We start from the raw sequence: 20,309 nt of genomic DNA on the forward strand, positions 1-20,309 counted from the left end.
ATGATTGACGCATCATTCTGGAAAGGTAAACGAGTCTTTATCACCGGTCATACAGGTTTTAAAGGCTCATGGTTGACGCTCTGGCTGCAATCGATGGGTGCGGTGCTGAAGGGGTATTCGCTGAATCCTCCTACCGAGCCTTCTTTATATGAAAGCGCGGCTGTCGACGATCTGATTGATTCCACGATTGGCGATATTCGTAACTTCGATCAGTTACATGCGGCAATCAGCGCGTTCAGGCCTGAAATCGTCTTTCATATGGCCGCGCAGCCGCTGGTCAGACTCTCCTACGATGAGCCTATCGAGACCTATTCGACCAATGTAATGGGCACAGTCCATTTACTGGAAGCGGTTAAACGCGTGGGTGGCGTAAAGGCGATCGTCAACATTACCAGTGACAAATGCTACGAAAACCGCGAATGGGTCTGGGGATATCGTGAGCATGAGGCAATGGGGGGTTACGATCCTTACTCAAACAGTAAAGGATGCGCTGAGCTAGTAGCCTCTGCCTACAGAAACTCATTTTTTAATGAAAAAGACTATGCAAAACACGGAGTAGCTCTCGCTTCCGTGCGTGCAGGTAACGTGATTGGCGGTGGTGACTGGGCGAAAGATCGTTTGATTCCGGATATCCTGCGTTCCTTTGAGAACAACCAAACTGTTATTATCCGCAACCCACACGCTATTCGCCCGTGGCAGCATGTGCTTGAACCTCTCTCTGGTTACATCACTATCGCTCAGCGATTGTATGAGGAAGGCCCTGCTTTCGCTGAGGGCTGGAACTTTGGACCACGCGAAGATGATGCAATGCCCGTGCAGTTTATCGTCGAAACCATGGTGAAAATTTGGGGAGACGATGCAGCGTGGCTGTTAGACGGTAATGAGCATCCACATGAAGCTCACTATTTGAAACTCGATTGCTCCAAAGCGCGTATGCGTCTGGGGTGGCAGCCGCGCTGGAATTTAGTTGAAACGCTGGAGCGTATTGTGAAATGGCATAAAGCATGGATTGCTGGTGAAGATATGCTTGCTCGTTCACGGAATGAAATCAGCGAATACATGAACACCTCTTTGAAATAATTGACTAACAGGAAAAAAGCAATGAGCGCAAATAACCTGCGTGAGCAAATCTCTCAACTAGTTGCCCAATATGCTGACGAAGCGTTAAGTCCAAAGCCGTTTGTTGCTGGCAGCAGTGTCGTACCGCCTTCTGGCAAAGTGATTGGCGCAAAAGAGCTTCAATTGATGGTAGAAGCATCGCTGGATGGCTGGTTAACTACAGGCCGTTTTAACGATGCTTTTGAAAAAAAACTGGGTGAGTTTATTGGTGTCCCGCATGTTCTGACCACCACTTCAGGCTCTTCAGCAAACCTGCTGGCATTAACTGCATTGACGTCGCCAAAACTGGGTGACCGCGCCCTCAAACCAGGTGATGAAGTGATTACAGTTGCTGCGGGGTTCCCGACTACCGTTAACCCGACGATCCAGAATGGTTTAATTCCGGTATTTATCGATGTTGATATTCCGACTTATAACGTCGATTCGAAACTGATTGAAGCTGCAGTATCAGATAAAACCAAAGCTATTATGATTGCCCATACGCTGGGTAATGCCTTCGATCTGACGGAAGTTCGCCGTATTGCCGATAAATATAATCTGTGGCTGATTGAAGACTGCTGCGATGCTCTTGGTACGACTTATGACGGCAAAATGGTCGGTACTTTTGGTGATATCGGTACCGTAAGTTTCTATCCTGCTCACCATATTACGATGGGTGAGGGCGGCGCAGTATTTACCAAATCTGCTGAACTGAAAAAGCTGATTGAGTCTTTCCGCGACTGGGGCCGCGATTGCTACTGTGCGCCGGGCTGTGATAACACCTGCGGCAAGCGTTTCGGTCATCAGCTGGGTTCGCTGCCGTTCGGCTACGATCATAAATATACCTATTCTCATCTGGGTTATAACCTCAAAATTACCGATATGCAGGCAGCGTGTGGCCTGGCGCAGTTGGAGCGTATTGATGAATTCGTTCGTCTGCGTAAAGAGAACTTTGCATATCTCAAGCAAGGTCTTCAGTCTTGTGCTGAGTTCCTGGAATTACCGGAAGCTACTGAAAAATCGGATCCATCGTGGTTTGGTTTCCCGATTACACTCAAAGAAACCAGCGGCGTTACGCGCGTTGACCTGGTGAAATTCCTTGATGACGCAAAAATCGGTACCCGCTTATTGTTTGCCGGTAACCTTACCCGCCAGCCATATTTTGCAAATGTGAAATATCGTGTTGTTGGTCAGTTAACCAATACTGACCGCATTATGAATCAGACTTTCTGGATCGGTATTTATCCAGGCCTGACAAAAGAACATTTGGATTATGTCGTTTCCAAATTTGAAGAGTTCTTTGGTCTGAATTTCTAATCGTTAAGTTACGGGCGTTTTATGCAAAATAGAAAGATCATATTAACCGGTGCCAGTGGTTTCATTGGTGCAAAACTTTTAGAGCGTTTACTGGCCATTGGTTATGAGGTTTTTGCAATAAAACGCCCGAATAGCGACAGAACAACATGTGGCAAGGTCACATGGCTAACATATGATGAATTAAAAATGAGATCAGCAGAGTTAGATACTGTTGATGCAATTATTCATCTTGCCACTGAATATGGTCGAAATGTTCAGGATGGGCTATCTCCTGTGCTGGCTTGTAATGTTTTACTTCCTCTTCAGTTAATGGAGTTAGCCGCAGTTGTCGGTATTAAAAAATTTATTTCAACAGATTCATTTTTTGGTAAGTATGAAAAAACATATAACTATATGAAGTCGTATATTATTTCTAAGCGACAATTAAATGAATTGGCTAAAATATTCTGTGCGGAAAATGAACTTTCTTTTTTCAATATGCGACTTGAGCATGTCTATGGTGAAGGGGATGGTGAAAATAAATTCATTCCTTTCATTATAAGGTCACTGCAACAGAATGATCATGCAATTAAGTGTACAACTGGGTTGCAGAAAAGAGATTTTGTTTATATTGATGATGTCGTTGATGCCTATATTGCTGTAATTAAATGTGAAGCAAAAAGAAAATATACTGAATTTGAGGTTGGGACTGGGGTGTCAAGCCCGTTAAAAGAAATTATCGAAGAAATAAAAAGACAGCTACCCAGTAATACCAGTATTGACTACGGTGCGATCCCGCTTCGACATGATGAAATAATGGATTCGAAGGCTAATACAAGCGCGTTGATGGATATTGGTTGGACAGCAACATACGATTTGAGACGTGGCGTCGAAAAGATGCTGGGCAGTATTAAGCGATGATAAAAAAAATTCTTCAAAAAATTGGTATTGATGACGCAATTTTCTATGTGTTACTTGGTAAGGTTTCATCAATTCTTTCCGGTTTAGCAATAATATTGCTTATACCTTATTTCATGAGTGAACAAGTCCAGGGCTATTACTATACTTTTAGTTCTGTGGTTGCTTTGCAAATTATATTTGAGTTGGGGTTGTCAACTGTCATTACTCAATTTGCCAGCCATGAAATGGTAGGTTTGAAGTATGATATAGGTAGTCATTCTCTTTCCGGTGAAGAAAAGAACAGACAGCGGTATTTATCCCTGGTCAGATTATCAATAAAGTGGTACTGCGCAGTTTCTTTACTCATTGTTTGTCTTATTGGACCACTAGGGCTCAAATTTTTCTTGTCAGAAGCTAATCAAGGCGTTGACTGGATATCGGCATGGGTCGTCCTTGTTATAGCCACTGCTTTAAACCTTCTTTTTATATCTATTACCTCTATTGCTGAAGGAAGTGGTCTGGTTGCACATGTCAATAAGATGCGTGCAATTCAGTCCCTCATTACTGCTACTTTTGCTGTTGTGTTTATTGTTTCAGGCATTGGATTATACGCGACAGCAGCATCCGCTCTTTCAGGCTGTATTGTGTTTTTTGCATTCAGCAGGAAATATTTCAAAAACATCATTAAAGATGCATTGTTATCTGGACGTGATAAAAATAATAATGTGCACAGGATCTCTTGGGTAAAAGAGATTTTGCCGATGCAATGGCGTATAGCGTTAAGTTGGATGGCTGGATACTTTATTTTTTTTACAATGACACCTATCTCGTTTAAATTTCTTGGAGCAGTCTATGCCGGAAAATTAGGGATGTCATTGACGCTGTGTAACATGATTATGGCAACCGGTCTGGCATGGATATCAACAAAATATGCGCGATGGGGCGGATATATTGCCGGTGGTAAAAGAAATGAATTAAATCACTCATATAAAACATCGCTCATCCAGTCAACATTATTCATTGGTATATGTTTAATCGGTGCTCTGATCTGTTTAATTATTTTCGGTCACTTAGGACTGAAATTTACACAACGCTTTTTTGAACCATCACAATTCTGTTTTCTTGCTTTAGCTATAATTGGCAATCATATCGTCGCATGTATGGCAACATATATTCGTGTGCATAAAACTGAAAAAATGACATGGGCCTCGGTAGTAATGGCTATATTAACGACGACAGGTATGTTGATCATAGCTTATTTTAAGTTGGAAAGTTTCTATATAATAAGTTATTGCATCCTCATCTGGGTATATTTTGTGCCACAGTCATTCTATATTTATATAAAGTTTAAAGAAAACTATGAAAAACAGTTCATTGCTGACAATAGCAATTCCAACTTATAATCGGGCCACCTATCTTGATAAGTTGCTATCAAGCCTTCTATTACAGGCAGGTGAGTTTTCAAATAGCATTGAGATTGTTATTTGTGATAATCACTCTACTGATAATACTGAAGAAATATGCAATAAATATTTAGCCATCAATAACGATATTCGGTATGTTAGAAATGACGAGAATATTGGCATGGATGGTAACTTTGAAAAATGCTTTAGCCTTGCTAATGGCCGATATTTTTGGATGATTGGTGATGACGATGTGTTACGACCAAACGCATTAAGCGTAGTCTTAACAATATTGGGAAAAGAAAATAGTTACGATCTGATTTATGTTAATTCAAGTGATGAGATAATCAGTGATAAACAAGATGTCATCAGTTTTGATGAATATAACAATGGCGCTGAGTTTATCAATCGCGTTGGTGTAATGTTTACTTTTATTTCAGGAATGATTTGCAATAAACATAATTACTCCAGACTTGCTGAACAAAGTCGTGTTTCCTTTGTTTCTGGTACCTATTTGTTGCATTTGTTCTGGCAGCTTCCTCTGGTAAAATCAGGGAAATGTTTTGGTTATATTAATAATAATTTAATCCAATCTACGTCTGATAATTCTGGCGGATACGGGCTCTTTACTGTTTTTGGCAAAAATCTGGCATCGATTGTCGATTTGTTTTATCCCCGAAAGCACTTAATTAGCCAGAGTTTGAGAAAGTCAGCAGCCAAGTTTTTGCTTAACTTCCTTCATAATGATAAAAAAACTAGCGCGTTTACAGTTTCAAATTACCTGGCAGATGCGGATGCAGCCTTCTATGATCTGACGATATATAAGGTTGTTTTGCGATTTTTGTACCGCAATCCGGGATTTTCATTCTGGGTTATTAACTTTAGAAAATCTTTAAAAAAGACTCTTCATTAAGTAGTAATATCATACTGACTTTCCGGTGTGGAAATTTATAAAGTGAGTAGATAGATCATGTTGCGAAGTATAATCGTTAGTTGTTTTCTTAAACAGCAAAGAGTCAGAAAAAAAATCAAAGCGTTAATTTTTACTCTGATCTATGGTCATTCATTTTCTTCTATAGGTAAAAATTTTAAGTTATATATTAAACCGTATGGCGTTCCCACGATCAAAAAAATTAATAATATCCGTGTGGGGGATAATTGTTGGGTGGAAACAGTATATCGTTATGGTAATAACGATTTTAGCCCCGTTTTGCTTATTGGTGAAAATGTTGCAATGAGTGATTTTGTGCATATTTCTTGCGCATATAAAATTAAAATAGGCAAAGGCGTGCTGATTGGCAGTAAGGTTTATATTGGTGATCATAGTCACGGTGAATATAAAGGGAAAAGCTATCAGAATGACGCGCCAGCAAACCGACCCCTTGGTGATTTCGGTGAGATTATAATAAGTGATAATTGCTGGATCGGTGATAATGCAGTAATTCTGGGGGGGAGCGAGATTGGCGAGGGCTGTATTATTGCGGCAAACTCTGTTGTGAGAAACCTCAAAGTAACACAGCCATCTCTAATTGGTGGTATTCCTGCAAAAATTATCAAAACCTTATGAAGGATAATATGTTTATTAGTATATGTATTCCCTCTTATAATCGCGCTGAATTTTTAGAACCGTTATTAGATAGCATCTATAATCAGAGTTATGTCAAAGACCACGATGATTTTGAGGTGATTATATGTGAGGATGTGTCGCCACAACGTGAGGAAATTAATGCAATCGCAGTTGCATATCGCGATAAGCATAACCTGACAAACCTCAAAGTTGTATTGAATGAAGAAAATCTAGGGTATGATCGCAACTTAAGACATTGCTTTGAAGTGACTACCGGCAAGTATTGTCTGATCATGGGCAACGATGATCTCCTCAACGTTAATGCCCTGGAAAAAATTGTTACGACGTTAAAAGCTAACCCTGATGTTGTTCTTGCAACTCGCGCTTATGGCTGGTTTAAGGAAGATCCTAATGAATTATGCGATGTTGTTAAGCATCTGGGGCACGACCAATTATTTGAACCAGGATTAGATGCAATTAAATTCTTCTTCCGTAGAGTAGGTGTAATTTCTGGTTTTGTGGTTGATGCTGCCAAAGCCAGATCTGTCGCTTGTGATAAATTTGATGGCCGTTTGTACTATCAGATGTATTTGGCTGGCATGTTGTTGACGCAGGGAAAAGGTTATTATTTTAGCGATATTATGACACTTTCCCGTGATACCGAAGCACCAGATTTTGGTAACGCAGGGACCGAAAAGGGAGTATTTGTACCTGGCGGTTACAAACCGGAAGGGCGAATTCATATGGTCGAGGGGCTTTTATTGATTGCCAGACATATTGAAGAAGTCAGCAAAATTTCGGGCGTATACAATGCTATCAAACATGACATTGCGAATTATTTTTATCCCTATATCCGCGACCAATTGTCACTTCCTTTCTCATCTTATTTGAAGATGATTAATAAATTCCGAAGTATTGGCTTCAATAATGAGCCTCTTTTTTATGCTCATTCTCTGCTGGGATATGTTTTGAAACGTGATGGATATGATACCCTGATCAAATTCATTAGGAAGCGAAACGGCGGAACGCCAAGGCTTGGCATTTGATTTTATGATGGGAATAGACAACTTTTGGTAGATTATGTACACAAATCTCATATCGTTACTGCTTGCAGTTAACCTGATATCGCCATACCTGAGTTCCTGGTTTAATAATATTTTACCTTTCCCTCCAGGGGCTATGTTAAGGGATATTATTAGCTTTGTGTTGATAGCAATAATATTGAGTCGCGTTTTTTTGGTAAGGGAAAAACTGGATATGTTCAAGGTTTTTCTCTTATTTACCTGGCTTTCACTTGCTGCGCTGGTCTTAGTTTTAATTGTTTATTCACCAGACAAAATACAAGCAATAATGGGGGCTCGAAGCTATATTCTATTCCCTTCAATATTTATCTGTGTAGCGATGCTGACGCGAAGAGAGAAAAGTGATGTCAATGTCTATAAACTTAGCCGGTTTAGTGTATATACGCTGACAATCTGTGCTCTGATAGCCATCATCGATGTATTCATGCATGGTGAATTCATTAAGCTGTTAGGATATGACTCTCACTATGCGGGAGAACAATTCAGACTCATAGATAGTTACGATGATACAATCCGAGCGACCGGAGGATTTAGTGATGCCTTAAATTTTGGCTATACGCTGGCAATAGGCATTTTTCTGTGTATGGAGTGTTACGCCCAAAGAATCATGCGCAAGAGAATGCTGATTTTGAGCATCATAATGTCAGTTGCCGTGTGCATGACGTTAACGAGGGGGGCAATACTTATTGTATTTTTGATCTATTTCGCCTATTTCGTAACAAACCGCACATTGATAAAAACGGCTTTTGTGCTGTGTATCTTAATGATTCCGGTTATTGCCCTTCAAACTGATTATCTGGATAAATATACTGATCTCCTTGTCGGCAGGTTTACGGATTCATCTGCTACGTCGAAAGGATCTACTCAGGGGCGTTTTGATATGGCAGCAAAATCGATGGCATATCTGGCAGATAATCCGATGGGGGTTGGTCTGGGTACTCAAGGATCAGGTAATTTGATCGCGCAGGATGATAAGCGTATTAATACGGACAATTATTTTTTTTGGATGGCCTTAGAGACGGGTATCCTGGGATTGATACTAAACCTGATATATATTAGCACTCAATTTATTTATGGATTCTCTCGGCAATTGGTTAGTGAAAAAATCCATCCGCTGCGTCCTTATATGGTTATGGCAATGGCGTATTTTATTGCTTCAGCACTGAGTTCGGCGCCATCTTCATCCACGTTCTCGCTGTTCTTTTGGTGTGTTCTGGCTTTATTGCCTGGGTTAAAATTACATAAAGGATATTATGAAAAAAATCATAATGGATAGTAGTTGGCTGGGTAAAGGGGGGATTGGCCGTTTTACCTTTGAGTTGACACACTATTTAAAAAAAATAGATAGCCGGGAGTTCTATAAAAATTGTGCATCGCCATTAGCAACAATTGTTACGGCATTTAAATCATTATCAGTAAATAAAAAAGATGTGATTTTCTTTCCCGGATATATTCCACCCTTGTTTTGTGCCTGTAACTATATTTTTACCATTCATGATTTAAATCATATTGACATTGATGATAATGCATCGCGAACAAAAGATTTTTTTTATGAATATGTCATAAAACATGGCTGTCGTCGCGCTGAATACATATTTACCGTTTCTGATTTCTCCCGCAATCGTATCGCTGAATGGTCTGGTGTTGCTAAAGATAAAATAATTAATGTTGGGAACGGGGTTTCCAAAAATTTTAACGCCAGTGTCACTCCCTATAAACCGGGTTATGAATATTTGTTGTGCGTTAGTAACCGTAAAACACATAAAAATGAAAAAAGAATTATTCATTCGTTTGCCCGGTCTGATATCGATCCGACAATTAAATTAGTTCTAACCGGTAAACCCACTAACGAACTTTTAGCACTTATTGACGAAGTCGGATGTAAGGAACGGGTTATTTTTACAGGTTTTATATTGGAAGATGACTTGCCTGGTTTATACCGCGGTTCACTTGCGCTTATTTTCCCATCGCTGTATGAGGGGTTTGGCTTGCCAGTGATTGAGGCGATGGCTTGCGGTGTGCCTGTTGTAACATCAACTGTTACCTCTTTACCTGAAGTTGCAGGTGATGCAGCACTGTTAGTGGATCCTGAATCCGTCGAACAAATTACGGCTGCAATAAATGAAATCGTGAATAACACAGAAACTCGAGCCATGATGATTGATAAAGGTTTTGCGCAGGCTAAATTGTTCAGTTGGGAAGAAGTGGCCAGAAAAATTTCTAAAGTCTTTGAAGAGATATAAGATGAATATTACGGAAACGAAGATTTCACTTGTTCATGAGTGGCTACTTTCATACGCTGGTTCAGAACAAGTTTCTGCCGCGATTCTTAACGTTTATCCAGATGCTGAGCTATTCTCTGTGGTTGATTTTTTAACCGATGAACAGCGCTCTTTTTTCCATGGGAAAATAGCAACAACCACATTTATTCAAAAGCTGCCGAAAGCTAAAAGGCTTTATCAAAAATACTTGCCATTGATGCCCTTGGCTATTGAGCAACTCGATGTTTCCGCTGCTGATATCGTTATTTCAAGTGCGCATGCGGTAGCGAAAGGCGTGATTACAGGTCCGGATCAGTTACATATAAGTTATGTCCATTCACCGATACGCTATGCCTGGGATTTACAGCATCAATATCTACGTGAATCAGGATTGAATAATGGGCTGAAGGGGTGGCTGGCAAAATGGGTTTTGCACAAAATGCGTATCTGGGATTGCCGTACTGCAAATGGTGTCGATCATTTTGTGGCAAACTCTCAGTACATTGCCCGCAGAATTAAAAAGGTGTATGGGCGAGACGCAGATGTCATATATCCACCTGTCGCGGTTGAAAAATTTAAAGTCGGAACTGAAAAGTCAGATTTTTACTTAACTGCTTCACGGATGGTGCCGTATAAGCGTATTGGCCTGATTGTTGAAGCTTTCAATGCAATGCCTGATAAAAAGCTTATTGTTATTGGTGATGGTCCTGAGTTTGAAAAAATTAAAAAAAGTGCAGCTTCGAATGTGACAATTATGGGATATCAACCCTTCGACGTTCTTAAGCAACATATGGAAAAAGCCAAAGCCTTCGTTTTCGCAGCAGAAGAAGATTTCGGCATCATTCCGGTAGAAGCGCAGGCATGTGGAACTCCTGTTATTGCTTTCGGTAAAGGTGGTGCGCTGGAGACGGTGATTCCCATGGGTTGCAACGAGCCAACAGGCGTATTTTTTTCGCAACAAACTTCGAAATCTATTATTGATGCCATTCAAGTCTTCGAAAATAACATAGGCCTGTTCACCCCTGAATCGTGCCGAAAGAACGCTGAACGATTTTCGCAAGAAAGATTCGAGCGTGAATTTAATATTTATGTCGACTCAAAATGGACCGAGTTTTGCAATTCTCGACAGATAATTCGTTAATATTGGTAATGATATGAACAAGATAATGCCTGTGATCATGGCTGGTGGCAGTGGTAGTCGTTTATGGCCGCTTTCACGAGAAATGTATCCAAAACAATTCCTGGAAGTTGAGGGCAACATGACCATGTTGCAGCATACTGTGCAACGGCTGAAAGAATTAAAGACTTATTCGCCGGTTGTCATATGCAATAATGAACACAGGTTTTTGGTCGCAGAGCAGTTACGCACTATTGATAAACTTGCAGACAATATTATTCTGGAACCAGTAGGTCGGAATACCGCACCTGCGATAGCATTAGCTGCATTCACTATTTTAAAGAATATTGATAAAGATGTTGAGCCGATAATGCTTGTGCTTGCCGCTGATCATATTATCCAGAATGAGGGCGCTTTTGTCTCTTCAGTGATGCACGCGGTCCCTCACGCTGAGCAAGATAAATTAGTGACATTTGGTATTGTTCCTTCTCATCCTGAAACGGGCTATGGCTATATTCGCCGTGGTCAGGCTCAGGGTAATGATGCTTTTGTTGTGGCCGAGTTTGTGGAAAAACCTGACTATGATGTCGCTTGCAACTATATTTCCAGCGGTGAGTATTACTGGAATAGCGGCATGTTTATGTTTAAAGCAAAAAGCTATCTTGATGAGTTAAAACGATATAGACCAGATATTTATGCATGCTGTGAAGCTGCCGTGAAGCATACCGATCGCGACCTGGATTTTGTTCGTATCGATGAGCAAGCCTTTTCGCAATGCCCTGCTGAATCGATTGACTATGCTGTCATGGAGCATACTGAACACGCTATCGTCGTTCCAATGGATGCAGGTTGGTCAGATGTCGGTTCGTGGTCATCACTCTGGGATATCTCGCAAAAAGATGAGGATGGAAACGTTCAACGCGGTGATGTCGTTCAGTTTGATTGTCGTGACACCTATGTGCATGCCGAAGATGCTTTAGTCGCTACCCTCGGTTTACAAAATACTGTGGTAGTACAGACCTGCGATGCCATCTTGATTGCTGATAAAAACCACGTACAGAACGTCAAAAAAGTCGTAGAGCATTTGAAATCGGCGCGTCGTACGGAGCATCGCGATCATCGTGAAATCTTTCGTCCATGGGGAAGCGTCCGTACTCTTGTACAGGGACAGGAATATTTGGTCCGCAAAGTCGTAGTTCGTCCTGAGAAACAGCTGACCGCGCAGATCCACCATCACAGGGCTGAGCACTGGACTGTCGTTTCCGGACGGGCAAAAGTCATCCTTAACGATCGCGAATACTATGTTGAAGAAAATCAGTCAACATTTATTCCAGCAGGTGTAACCCATGTACTGGCAAATCCTGGCTTAATTCCCCTGGAAATAATAGAAATTCAGTCAGGAAAGAATTTAAGCGAAGACGATATTATTCGTGTTGGAAATTTTGTTTCAGAGAAGAAATAGAATGTCAGATTATTTAAGCAATGTCGTAATTAAAAATTCAAATATCAATTTTGGTACCAGTGGTGCCAGAGGTTTGGTAACAGATTTCTGTCCAGAAGTTTGTGGTGCTTTTACTGCTAATTTTCTGAAGGTTAGTGCTGTTAATTACTCTTTCAACACTGTTGCCATCGGAATTGACAATCGCCCCAGTAGCTATGATATGGCAAGGGCGTGTGCAGCGGTTATTGCATTTATGGGATTTAAGCCGTTGTATTGTGGGGTCATACCCACACCGGGCCTGGCTTACTACGCCCTTGAAGAGAAAATTCCGGCAATAATGATCACGGGGAGTCACATTCCTTTCGATCGGAATGGTTTAAAATTCTATCATCCAAACGGCGAAATCACTAAAGCTGACGAAGTGGCGATACTGGCGGAAGAGATACCATTCAGCATGCCCGTAATGCTTCCGGCATTGAATGTTTGCCCGGTCGCCAGCGAAAAATATGTCGAACGCTATACTTCCTTTTTCCCAAAAAATGCATTAACCGGTTTGCGAATTGGCATCTATGAGCACTCAAGTGCTGGCAGAGATATTTATCCCCAGATTTTCTCTACACTTGGAGCCGATGTTGTCAGTTTAGGACGCAGTGATTCGTTTGTTCCTATCGATACAGAAGCGGTTTCGGCGGAAGATCGGCAGCGCGCAAAGGAATGGTTGCGTGAGTTTGATCTTGACGCTGTCTTTTCAACGGATGGTGATGGGGATCGTCCTTTGCTAAGTGACGAAAACGGACAATGGCTGCGAGGCGATATCCTTGGGCTGCTATGTTCTGCTCACCTTGGTGTCACTGCTGCCGCTGTACCAGTAAGCTGTAATAGCATTATCGCGGCAAGTGGATTAATTCCTGAGGTAGTTCTAACGAAAATTGGTTCGCCGTATGTTATTGCTGCGTTGGAATCGTTGCTTAATAAATTCGAAAATGTCGCTGGTTTCGAAGCGAATGGCGGTTATATGCTGGCCAGTAATATTCATAAGTATGGGCGTACGCTCAAAGCACTACCTACGCGTGATGCCTTACTATCAGCGGTGACGCTGCTGGTTTCCAGCCAGCAGAAAAAAATCAGTGCACAAGTACAAGCACTGCCTGCACGTTACACTTCTTCAGACCGGCTTCAGGAGTTTGCTGCAAGCCGCAGCACAGCTCTGCTGGCAAAAGTAGTTGCAGATGCGAATTCCGTTATTAAAGATTTCGGGTTCCATAACATGAGCGTGGCAGGAATGGATATGACGGACGGTGTGAGATTGCGACTGGATAATCTTGATATTATTCATCTGCGTCCGTCCGGCAACGCACCAGAGCTTCGCTGCTATGCTGAGTCCACAACTTCAGATAAAGCTGATGAATTGGTCAGAATGACACTTACTGCAATTAAGGAAAAGTTCTGATGATGAATATATACCAATTTTTCATTCAAAGAGCATGGTGAGAAAACATGGAGCTTAAGGATGTGCGGAATAATTACAAGCCTTTCTTGTGCCAGTTTTTTCTTGCGCTGTCAGACTTTATATTTTTCAATCTTTCATTAGTTTTTTCTCTCGCTCTGGTTTATTTTCTTTTTGATGACCTACAGCGCTTTATTCCAAAGGAGCAATTTCAGTTCCGTATTGTTTCGCACTTTATTTTATCGTTAACCTGCGTTGCCTGGTTTTTGATCAGGCTCCGACATTACTCTTACCGGAAGCCTTTCTGGTATGAATTAAAAGAAATATTGCGCACTATCGTGATATTCGCCATTTTTGATCTGGCATTAATCGCGTTTACGAAATGGCAATTCTCTCGTTTTGTTTGGGTTTTTTGCTGGAGTCTGGCGCTTTTTCTTGTCCCGTTTTTCCGCTTTTCTACAAAATTTCTGCTCAATAAATTTGGCATCTGGAGAAAGAAAACCATCATTTTGGGCAGCGGCAAAAATGCCCGTGAAGCCTATTACGCTCTGCAGAGTGAGGAAATGTTGGGCTTTGAGGTGTGCGCTTTTTTTGACGAGGAAAGCTCCGAAACTCATCTTTTGGATTGCCCAATAATAAAAGATGCGAATGATATCTGGCAGAGCGCCGATATTAAGCATATTCATTTTATTATTGCTTTTGATGTGGATGAAATCGACAAAACACTGGGTTGGTTAAGGGAACTATCCAAACACCAATGTCGCTCTGTTACTGTTATTCCTTCACTGAGAGGGCTACCGCTTTACAATACGGATATGTCTTTTATTTTCAGCCACGAAGTGATGTTGCTGCGTATCAATAATAACCTTGCAAAACGTACATCGCGTTTCCTGAAACGTACTTTTGACATTGTCTGTACATTGATCATCCTTATTGTCGCATCGCCGCTCCTTTTATATCTGTGGTACAAAGTTACGCGTGATGGGGGGCCTGCAATCTATGGGCACCAGCGTGTTGGGCGTCACGGTAAGTTATTCCCATGCTATAAATTCCGCTCTATGGTAATGAATTCACAAGAAGTCTTACAGAATTTGCTGGATTCGGACCCGCAAGCGCGTGAGGAATGGGAAAAAGATTTTAAACTTAAAAACGATCCGCGAATCACCCGTGTTGGTCATTTTATCCGTAAAACCAGCCTTGATGAGCTACCACAGCTCTTTAATGTCCTGAAAGGAGAAATGAGCCTGGTCGGACCGCGGCCGATTGTAACTGAGGAATTAGAACGTTACGAACTGGACGTTGACTACTATCTGATGGCAAAACCTGGAATGACCGGTTTATGGCAAGTCAGCGGTCGTAACGACGTTGATTACGAAACACGTGTTTATTTTGATTCATGGTATGTAAAAAACTGGTCCTTGTGGAATGATATCGCCATTCTTTTTAAGACAGTAAAGGTCGTTCTTCGTCGGGATGGTGCTTATTAGCGCTTTCAGACCATCCAAATGTTTGTGGTGGCATCTATTGCTACCAGCTCGATGAGTTCCTGAGTTAACATTGTTTTTACTTATCCCGGTCGAAGACAGACCGGCCGGGTGCTCTAACCTGACAGGAGTATGTAATGTCCAAGCAACAAATCGGCGTTGTGGGTATGGCAGTGATGGGGCGCAACCTTGCGCTCAACATTGAGAGCCGTGGCTACACCGTTTCCGTGTTCAACCGCTCCCGCGAAAAAACCGAAGAAGTGATTGCCGAAAACCCGGGCAAAAAGCTGGTTCCTTACTACACCGTGCAAGAATTTGTCGAATCCCTGGAAACCCCGCGCCGCATCCTGCTGATGGTGAAAGCCGGCGAGGGTACTGACAAGGCGATTGAATCCCTGAAACCGTACCTGGACAAAGGCGACATCATCATTGATGGCGGTAACACCTTCTTCCAGGACACCATCCGTCGTAACCGCGAACTTTCTGCCGAAGGTTTTAACTTCATCGGTACCGGTGTTTCCGGCGGTGAAGAGGGCGCGCTGAAAGGCCCGTCAATCATGCCTGGCGGTCAGAAAGAAGCGTATGAACTGGTTGCGCCGATCCTGACGAAAATCGCTGCTGTGGCTGAAGATGGCGAGCCGTGCGTTACTTACATCGGTCCGGATGGTGCGGGTCACTACGTGAAAATGGTGCACAACGGCATCGAATACGGTGACATGCAGTTGATCGCGGAAGCTTACGCGCTGCTGAAAGGTGGTCTGAACCTCTCTAACGAAGAGCTGGCGAAAACCTTCAGCGAGTGGAATGCCGGCGAGCTGAGCAGCTACCTGATCGACATCACCAAAGATATCTTCACCAAGAAAGATGAAGAGGGTAAATACCTGGTTGATGTGATCCTGGATGAAGCGGCAAACAAAGGTACCGGTAAATGGACCAGCCAGAGCTCCCTGGATCTCGGCGAGCCGCTGTCGCTGATCACCGAATCCGTTTTCGCGCGCTACATCTCCTCGCTGAAAGAGCAACGCGTTGCGGCGTCTAAAGTGCTTTCCGGCCCGCAAGCCAAACCGGCTGGCGATAAAGCGGAATTTATCGAGAAAGTGCGCCGCGCGCTCTATCTGGGTAAAATCGTCTCTTATGCTCAGGGCTTCTCGCAGCTGCGTGCCGCTTCTGACGAGCACAACTGGGATCTGAACTACGGCGAAATCGCGAAGATTTTCCGCGCGGGCTGCATCATTCGTGCGCAGTTCCTGCAGAAAATCACTGACGCTTACGCAGAAACACCGGCAATCGCTAACCTGTTGCTGGCACCGTATTTCAAGAAAATTGCTGATGATTACCAGCTGGCGCTGCGTGATGTCGTGGCTTACGCTGTGCAGAACGGTATTCCGGTACCGACTTTCTCTGCCGCCGTGGCCTATTACGACAGCTACCGTTCAGCCGTGCTGCCAGCGAACCTGATCCAGGCCCAGCGCGACTACTTCGGTGCGCACACCTATAAACGTACTGACAAAGATGGCGTCTTCCACACCGAGTGGCTGGATTAATCTGAAATCATTCGTTTGATGAATGTAAGCCCGGTTAGTGTAACCGGGCTTTTTTTCGGCCGTAGCGCGGTTTTTCAGGGTACTCGTCTTTAATTTGTTGACATTTCGACATTAAACTTCGCATCAACGCCGCTGTTGCAGGCTGGTTGTCGCCTTGACAGTCCCTCAACAGAAGAGGTAAAAACCCCAACAGTTATTGATATTAAGTGGGTGGCGACAGGCTCGTCATCTCCGGTTTCATACACTCACAAAAGTTGCTTATCGAATGAAAATAACAATCTCCGGAACAGGTTACGTTGGGCTATCAAACGGGATTCTGATCGCGCAGAACCATGAGGTCGTCGCGCTGGATATCGTGCAATCCAAAGTTGATATGCTTAACCAGAAGATTTCTCCCATCGTTGATAAGGAAATCCAGGAGTATTTGCAGAATAAGCCACTGAATTTCCGTGCCACCACGGACAAGCAGGAAGCCTATCGCGGCGCCGACTTTGTGATTATCGCCACCCCAACGGATTACGACCCGAAAACCAACTACTTCAATACCAGCAGCGTGGAATCGGTGATCCGCGATGTGCTGGAAATTAACCCGCAGGCGGTGATGATTATCAAATCCACCATTCCGGTGGGCTTTACCCAGTCGATCCGCGAAAAATTCGGCGTGGATAACATCATTTTCTCACCAGAATTCCTGCGTGAAGGGAAAGCGCTGTACGATAACCTGCATCCGTCACGTATCGTCATCGGCGAGCGTTCTGAACGTGCTGAGCGTTTTGCCGCGCTGTTGCAGGAAGGGGCGATTAAAAAAGATATTCGCGTGCTGTTTACCGACTCTACGGAAGCCGAAGCGATCAAACTGTTCGCCAACACCTATCTGGCGATGCGTGTTGCTTACTTCAACGAGCTGGACAGCTACGCGGAAAGCCTGGGGCTGAACAGCCGCCAGATTATTGAAGGCGTTTGTCTCGATCCGCGCATCGGCAACCACTACAACAACCCGTCATTTGGTTACGGCGGCTACTGTCTGCCGAAAGACACCAAACAGCTGCTGGCAAATTACCAGTCAGTGCCGAACAACATTATTTCGGCCATCGTTGATGCTAACCGCACGCGTAAAGACTTTATCGCCGATTCCATTCTTTCGCGTAAACCGAAAGTGGTCGGCGTTTACCGCCTGATCATGAAGAGCGGTTCCGATAACTTCCGCGCGTCGTCCATTCAGGGCATCATGAAACGCATTAAAGCGAAGGGCGTGCAGGTTATCATTTATGAACCGGTGATGCAGGAGGATGAATTCTTCCATTCCCGCGTAGTGCGCGACCTGGAGGCGTTTAAGCAGGAAGCTGACGTGATTATCTCCAACCGTATGGCGGAAGAACTGTCTGATGTTGCGGATAAAGTCTATACCCGTGATTTATTCGGTAACGACTAAAGACGAAAAATGAAAACGGCCCATAAGGGCCGTTTTTTTATACCTTATAAAAGTCTCTGTACCACTCAACAAAGCGTTTCACCCCTTCTTTAACCGAGGTTTGCGGTTTGAAACCGATCGTTTCGTACAGTGGTTGAGTATCTGCGCTGGTCTCCAGCACATCGCCCGGTTGAATCGGCAGCATGTTTTTCTGTGCTTCAATGCCCAGCGCCTCTTCCAGCGCCGTAATGTAATCCATCAACTCCACCGGTGAGCTATTGCCGATGTTATAGACGTGGTAAGGCGCAGAGCTGCTGGCTGGCGTGCCGGTTTCAACCGTCCAGGCCGGATTGGCCTGCGGAATGACCTCCTGCATACGGACAATCGCTTCAACGATATCGTCGATATAGGTGAAGTCGCGCTTCATCTTGCCGTAGTTATAAACGTCGATGCTTTTGCCTTCCAGCATCGCTTTGGTGAATTTAAACAGCGCCATGTCCGGGCGGCCCCACGGGCCATAAACGGTGAAGAAACGCAAACCGGTAGTCGGTAATCCGTACAGGTGAGAGTAGGTGTGGGACATCAACTCGTTAGCTTTTTTGGTTGCCGCATACAGCGAAACCGGATGATCAACGGAATCATCTGTGGAGAACGGCATTTTACGGTTCAGGCCATAAACAGAACTGGAGGAGGCATAGAGCAAGTGCTGTACTTTATTGTGGCGGCAACCTTCCAGTACGTTCAGATGCCCAATGAGATTTGATTCGGCATAAACATGCGGATTTTCCAGCGAATAGCGTACGCCAGCCTGCGCCGCCAGATGGATCACCCGGTCGAATTTCTCCGTCGCAAACAACTGCGCCATATTCTCACGGTCGGCGAGGTCAATCTTGTGGAAGCTGAAGCCGGGCGAGGCCAGCAGATCCAGGCGCGCCTGTTTCAGACTCACATCGTAATAATCATTGAGATTATCAATCCCTACAACCTGGTGGCCTGCCTGCAAAAGGCGCTCGCTGACGTGGAAGCCGATAAAGCCGGCCGCGCCGGTAACCAGAAATTTCATCTCTCATCCTTTATGACATCTAATACAATTCGCATATTGTATGATGCTGACAGGCTAATCGCTATAAGTTATAGACATCAGAATAAGGTGAAATAATAAACAGCAAAACACATTTACATGTAATCCTATAGAAAAAAAAGCATGAATGGTTAAACTCGCGCTCTATACTATTTCTCTTATGCGCTTCTCATTTAAGGTTGCTATGACGTACGAAAAAAATGGCTTCCCAGCCAGCCGAGGCAATAATCAGGAAAATGTTGATTTAATTGACCTTTTCTTGCAAATCTGGCGTGGAAAATGGCTCGTTGGATTATTTGTTCTGTTGTGTCTGGTTATTGCTGTCGCTTATTTAAGCGTTGCCAAGGAGAAATGGACTTCCGTCGCTGTTATCAGTTCGCCTGATGCCGGGCAGATTGCCAGCTATACAAACGCAATGAGTGTGCTGAACAATGATGGCAAGTACGAGATTGCTGACATTCAGCAGCTTGTAATTGGGCGTTTTAATTCTGCTTTTTCTGCTTTAGCTGAAACACTGTATAACCAGGAAAAACCCGAGAAACTGACCATTGACCCTGCGGTGCAGGGGCAACCGCTACCTCTCAAACTTACCTATCAGGGCCCGACGGCCAGAGAAGCTCAGCAAAAACTGGCGCAATATATTGAAAAAGTAGATCAACAGATCGCCAAAGAGCTGATCGATGATTTAAACACCAGCATCAAATCCCGTTCAGCCGATTTGGTTGAAACACTCGCAGCGCAGGAAAAAGTGGCGCAGGAACAAAAAGATCTGCGCATTAAACAGATTGCGCAGGCGCTTTCTGTTGCAAAAGAGGCAGAAGTGCAGTCTCCGCAGGTGCGGCAGGCGCAAAACGTGTCGCAGGATACGTTGTTCTTGCTTGGGAGCTCAGCGCTGGAATCAATGATCAAAAATGAATCATCCCGCCCTTTGCTATTCTCCGATGATTATTACAAGGTTCGTCAAAACCTTTTGAATATTCAGACAATTAAGGTGAAACCGGAAAGTGTTCACGGTTATCGCTATGTTATGAAACCCACGCTATCGATCCATCGTGACAGCCCTAAGCGCGCCTTGACACTGATACTGGCGGTTTTACTGGGAGTTATTATTGGTTCAGGCTACGTACTGGTGCGTAACGCCTTCAGGAATCATCAGTCAAACGCGTAAATAAAAAAC

The 20,309-nt window shown here is 43.6% G+C and carries 17 protein-coding genes; 16 read left to right on the forward strand and 1 reads right to left on the reverse strand.

What is annotated here, in order from left to right:
- From rfbG to ugd, 15 genes are all read left to right on the forward strand, one after another.
- On the forward strand, positions 1-1,080 hold the full coding sequence (gene rfbG, locus CWM66_RS09485) for a CDP-glucose 4,6-dehydratase (protein ID WP_071921051.1): 1,080 nt from the start codon (positions 1-3) through the stop codon (positions 1,078-1,080).
- 21 nt (positions 1,081-1,101) lie between these two features.
- Positions 1,102-2,415, forward strand: coding sequence for a lipopolysaccharide biosynthesis protein RfbH (gene rfbH / locus CWM66_RS09490; RefSeq protein ID WP_107146573.1), 1,314 nt, complete (start codon positions 1,102-1,104; stop codon positions 2,413-2,415).
- 21 nt (positions 2,416-2,436) lie between these two features.
- Entirely contained in the window at positions 2,437-3,315 is an 879-nt protein-coding gene (locus CWM66_RS09495; RefSeq protein WP_107146574.1) for an NAD(P)-dependent oxidoreductase, read from the forward strand.
- Entirely contained in the window at positions 3,312-4,697 is a 1,386-nt protein-coding gene (locus CWM66_RS09500) for a hypothetical protein (RefSeq protein WP_090396498.1), read from the forward strand. Before CWM66_RS09495 ends, CWM66_RS09500 begins: the two co-directional genes overlap by 4 nt.
- Positions 4,654-5,610 (forward strand): glycosyltransferase family 2 protein, encoded by a 957-nt coding sequence (locus CWM66_RS09505; RefSeq protein ID WP_007371283.1) that lies wholly within the window; start codon positions 4,654-4,656, stop codon positions 5,608-5,610. The genes CWM66_RS09500 and CWM66_RS09505 overlap by 44 nt, the downstream gene beginning before the upstream one ends.
- Before the next feature lie 57 nt (positions 5,611-5,667).
- Complete coding sequence (locus CWM66_RS09510) at positions 5,668-6,264, forward strand: DapH/DapD/GlmU-related protein (RefSeq protein ID WP_007371284.1); 597 nt, start codon at positions 5,668-5,670, stop codon at positions 6,262-6,264.
- 8 nt (positions 6,265-6,272) lie between these two features.
- Positions 6,273-7,310: a glycosyltransferase family 2 protein gene (locus CWM66_RS09515; protein WP_107146575.1), complete on the forward strand. Its 1,038-nt coding sequence runs from the start codon at positions 6,273-6,275 to the stop codon at positions 7,308-7,310.
- 133 nt (positions 7,311-7,443) lie between these two features.
- Positions 7,444-8,622 carry an O-antigen ligase gene (locus CWM66_RS09520; RefSeq protein WP_227136637.1) on the forward strand — a complete coding sequence of 393 codons (1,179 nt, stop codon included), beginning with the start codon at positions 7,444-7,446 and terminating at the stop codon, positions 8,620-8,622.
- On the forward strand, positions 8,600-9,589 hold the full coding sequence (locus CWM66_RS09525; protein WP_007371288.1) for a glycosyltransferase family 1 protein: 990 nt from the start codon (positions 8,600-8,602) through the stop codon (positions 9,587-9,589). The genes CWM66_RS09520 and CWM66_RS09525 overlap by 23 nt, the downstream gene beginning before the upstream one ends.
- Before the next feature lies 1 nt (position 9,590).
- Positions 9,591-10,748: a glycosyltransferase family 4 protein gene (locus tag CWM66_RS09530; protein ID WP_007371289.1), complete on the forward strand. Its 1,158-nt coding sequence runs from the start codon at positions 9,591-9,593 to the stop codon at positions 10,746-10,748.
- A 13-nt stretch (positions 10,749-10,761) separates the two neighbouring features.
- The gene (locus CWM66_RS09535) at positions 10,762-12,186 is read left to right on the forward strand and encodes a mannose-1-phosphate guanylyltransferase/mannose-6-phosphate isomerase (protein WP_035888717.1); all 1,425 of its coding nucleotides are present in this window, start codon (positions 10,762-10,764) and stop codon (positions 12,184-12,186) included.
- Between the two features lies 1 nt (position 12,187).
- A complete protein-coding gene (locus tag CWM66_RS09540; RefSeq protein WP_107146576.1) occupies positions 12,188-13,615 on the forward strand; it encodes a phosphomannomutase in 1,428 nt (475 codons plus the stop codon).
- Between the two features lie 47 nt (positions 13,616-13,662).
- The gene (locus CWM66_RS09545) at positions 13,663-15,099 is read left to right on the forward strand and encodes an undecaprenyl-phosphate galactose phosphotransferase (RefSeq protein WP_035888715.1); all 1,437 of its coding nucleotides are present in this window, start codon (positions 13,663-13,665) and stop codon (positions 15,097-15,099) included.
- A gap of 134 nt (positions 15,100-15,233) precedes the next feature.
- Positions 15,234-16,640: an NADP-dependent phosphogluconate dehydrogenase gene (gene gndA / locus CWM66_RS09550; protein WP_107146577.1), complete on the forward strand. Its 1,407-nt coding sequence runs from the start codon at positions 15,234-15,236 to the stop codon at positions 16,638-16,640.
- A 265-nt stretch (positions 16,641-16,905) separates the two neighbouring features.
- Complete coding sequence (ugd, locus tag CWM66_RS09555) at positions 16,906-18,072, forward strand: UDP-glucose 6-dehydrogenase (protein ID WP_007371295.1); 1,167 nt, start codon at positions 16,906-16,908, stop codon at positions 18,070-18,072.
- Between the two features lie 37 nt (positions 18,073-18,109).
- Here the strand turns inward: ugd and CWM66_RS09560 are convergent, their stop codons facing one another.
- Positions 18,110-19,114: an NAD-dependent epimerase gene (locus CWM66_RS09560; RefSeq protein ID WP_007371296.1), complete on the reverse strand. Its 1,005-nt coding sequence runs from the start codon at positions 19,112-19,114 to the stop codon at positions 18,110-18,112.
- Between the two features lie 202 nt (positions 19,115-19,316).
- Between CWM66_RS09560 and wzzB the strand changes: the two genes are divergently transcribed.
- Positions 19,317-20,300 (forward strand): LPS O-antigen chain length determinant protein WzzB, encoded by a 984-nt coding sequence (gene wzzB / locus CWM66_RS09565; protein ID WP_007371297.1) that lies wholly within the window; start codon positions 19,317-19,319, stop codon positions 20,298-20,300.
- The last annotated feature ends 9 nt before the right edge of the window (positions 20,301-20,309 follow it).

Source organism: Kosakonia sp. H7A (assembly GCF_003028445.1).
Lineage (GTDB): Bacteria > Pseudomonadota > Gammaproteobacteria > Enterobacterales > Enterobacteriaceae > Kosakonia > Kosakonia radicincitans.

Excerpts from the sequence above, each read along its gene's own strand:
- ugd (WP_007371295.1), top strand. The coding sequence starts at position 16,906 with ATGAAAATAACAATCTCCGGAACAGGTTACGTTGGGCTATCAAACGGG.
- rfbH (WP_107146573.1), top strand. The coding sequence starts at position 1,102 with ATGAGCGCAAATAACCTGCGTGAGCAAATCTCTCAACTAGTTGCCCAA.
- CWM66_RS09510 (WP_007371284.1), top strand. The coding sequence starts at position 5,668 with ATGTTGCGAAGTATAATCGTTAGTTGTTTTCTTAAACAGCAAAGAGTC.
- CWM66_RS09545 (WP_035888715.1), top strand. The coding sequence starts at position 13,663 with ATGGAGCTTAAGGATGTGCGGAATAATTACAAGCCTTTCTTGTGCCAG.
- CWM66_RS09560 (WP_007371296.1), bottom strand. The coding sequence starts at position 19,114 with ATGAAATTTCTGGTTACCGGCGCGGCCGGCTTTATCGGCTTCCACGTC.
- wzzB (WP_007371297.1), top strand. The coding sequence starts at position 19,317 with ATGACGTACGAAAAAAATGGCTTCCCAGCCAGCCGAGGCAATAATCAG.
- rfbG (WP_071921051.1), top strand. The coding sequence starts at position 1 with ATGATTGACGCATCATTCTGGAAAGGTAAACGAGTCTTTATCACCGGT.
- CWM66_RS09505 (WP_007371283.1), top strand. The coding sequence starts at position 4,654 with ATGAAAAACAGTTCATTGCTGACAATAGCAATTCCAACTTATAATCGG.
- CWM66_RS09530 (WP_007371289.1), top strand. The coding sequence starts at position 9,591 with ATGAATATTACGGAAACGAAGATTTCACTTGTTCATGAGTGGCTACTT.
- CWM66_RS09540 (WP_107146576.1), top strand. The coding sequence starts at position 12,188 with ATGTCAGATTATTTAAGCAATGTCGTAATTAAAAATTCAAATATCAAT.
- CWM66_RS09495 (WP_107146574.1), top strand. The coding sequence starts at position 2,437 with ATGCAAAATAGAAAGATCATATTAACCGGTGCCAGTGGTTTCATTGGT.
- CWM66_RS09515 (WP_107146575.1), top strand. The coding sequence starts at position 6,273 with ATGTTTATTAGTATATGTATTCCCTCTTATAATCGCGCTGAATTTTTA.
- CWM66_RS09535 (WP_035888717.1), top strand. The coding sequence starts at position 10,762 with ATGAACAAGATAATGCCTGTGATCATGGCTGGTGGCAGTGGTAGTCGT.
- CWM66_RS09500 (WP_090396498.1), top strand. The coding sequence starts at position 3,312 with ATGATAAAAAAAATTCTTCAAAAAATTGGTATTGATGACGCAATTTTC.
- CWM66_RS09525 (WP_007371288.1), top strand. The coding sequence starts at position 8,600 with ATGAAAAAAATCATAATGGATAGTAGTTGGCTGGGTAAAGGGGGGATT.
- CWM66_RS09520 (WP_227136637.1), top strand. The coding sequence starts at position 7,444 with ATGTTAAGGGATATTATTAGCTTTGTGTTGATAGCAATAATATTGAGT.
- gndA (WP_107146577.1), top strand. The coding sequence starts at position 15,234 with ATGTCCAAGCAACAAATCGGCGTTGTGGGTATGGCAGTGATGGGGCGC.